This window comes from Vibrio sp. V03_P4A6T147 (assembly GCF_002241085.1).
GTDB lineage: Bacteria > Pseudomonadota > Gammaproteobacteria > Enterobacterales > Vibrionaceae > Vibrio > Vibrio anguillarum.
In genome coordinates this window covers 12668-14172 of the sequence record NZ_NDIO01000072.1, presented here as the reverse complement: position 1 = coordinate 14172, position 1505 = coordinate 12668, and the positions used below count along the sequence as shown (strand labels likewise).

Here is a 1505-nt window from a genome sequence, read left to right as displayed (position 1 = left end):
CTTTTACGCTGATTGGGGCAACAACTCGCGCTGGCTCGTTAACCTCACCCTTGCGTGATCGCTTTGGTATTGTACAGCGCCTTGAGTATTACAAAATTGATGATCTACAGTACATAGTGCAAAGAAGCGCGGACTGTTTAGGATTGTCGATGGAAGCGGATGGTGCACTTGAAGTGGCTAGGAGAGCAAGGGGAACGCCTCGGATTGCCAACCGTTTATTGCGCCGAGTTCGAGATTACGCTGAAGTGAAAGGCAACGGGCACATATGTATAGAGACTGCAGATAAAGCGCTAAACATGTTGGATGTTGATAGCCAAGGTTTCGACTATATGGATAGAAAGCTATTACTAGCGATTATGGACAAATTTGGCGGTGGCCCTGTTGGTCTCGATAACCTAGCTGCTGCAATCGGCGAAGAAAAAGATACCATTGAAGATGTGTTAGAACCCTTTCTTATCCAACAAGGTTATTTACAACGGACACCAAGAGGACGAATGGCGACCGATCGCGCCTATCTTCACTTCGGAATTGAAAAATAAGTTACACCTCATCGTCATTTTTAGGTGGTAAGCACAAAGTGTGAACTACATCTTATTTATGATAATTTCCTTATCACTAAAGAGGTAATGATGTGACGTGTATTGTTAACTCTCTGTGTGATTCGTTGTATTAATTTCTATCCCTTTCACTAAACACTCACAACAATTTCATTCTTCCTTTGATGTGGATCATTTTGTTCTTTTTTTGTTCAGATTTGCCGCGTGAAAATTGATGTAAATCAAGGCTTTTTTCTCCCATAAATCTTTTGAAACAACCTGCATTTAGAAGTAGTATTAGTCCCAGCTATATTAGCTGATGCTTAACAATTAACTAACCATAACGGTACATGCTTGCAACAAAATTCTGATATTTTTCAACATTTGATGAGGTTATATCACTGATGAATTTTGAGGAATTTTAACCCGTTTAGCATGTCAAAAGTGTCATTCAGCCGGCACAAAGGAGTTACCATGATTGACGTCGTTGATCTATCGCGGTTGCAGTTTGCACTGACAGCGATGTATCACTTCCTGTTCGTTCCATTGACTCTAGGTATGGCTTTTCTTTTAGCCATCATGGAATCTTTGTATGTAATGACTGATAAGCAAATCTATAAGGACATGACAAAGTTCTGGGGTAAGCTTTTTGGTATTAACTTTGCCCTTGGGGTGGCCACTGGCCTCACTATGGAGTTCCAGTTCGGTACAAACTGGTCATACTATTCCCACTATGTAGGTGACATTTTTGGCGCCCCTCTTGCGATTGAAGCACTTGTAGCCTTCTTTTTAGAATCAACCTTTGTCGGTTTGTTCTTCTTTGGGTGGGATAGACTATCAAAACGCCAGCACTTGGGCGTGACTTGGTTGGTTGCTCTGGGGTCCAATTTCTCGGCACTTTGGATCTTGATTGCGAATGGTTGGATGCAAAACCCAGTTGGCGCAGAATTCAATTTTGAAACTATGCGT

Annotated in this window: 2 protein-coding genes; both read left to right on the top strand. The window is 41.8% G+C overall.

The window, feature by feature from the left end; translation table 11 throughout:
- Positions 1-539 (top strand): Holliday junction DNA helicase RuvB C-terminal domain-containing protein (locus tag B9J84_RS02505; RefSeq protein ID WP_404206191.1); only part of this gene is annotated, 539 nt, incomplete at its 5' end.
- 471 nt (positions 540-1010) lie between these two features.
- A partial coding sequence (locus tag B9J84_RS16285; protein ID WP_404206189.1) for a cytochrome ubiquinol oxidase subunit I occupies positions 1011-1505 on the top strand: 495 nt, incomplete at its 3' end.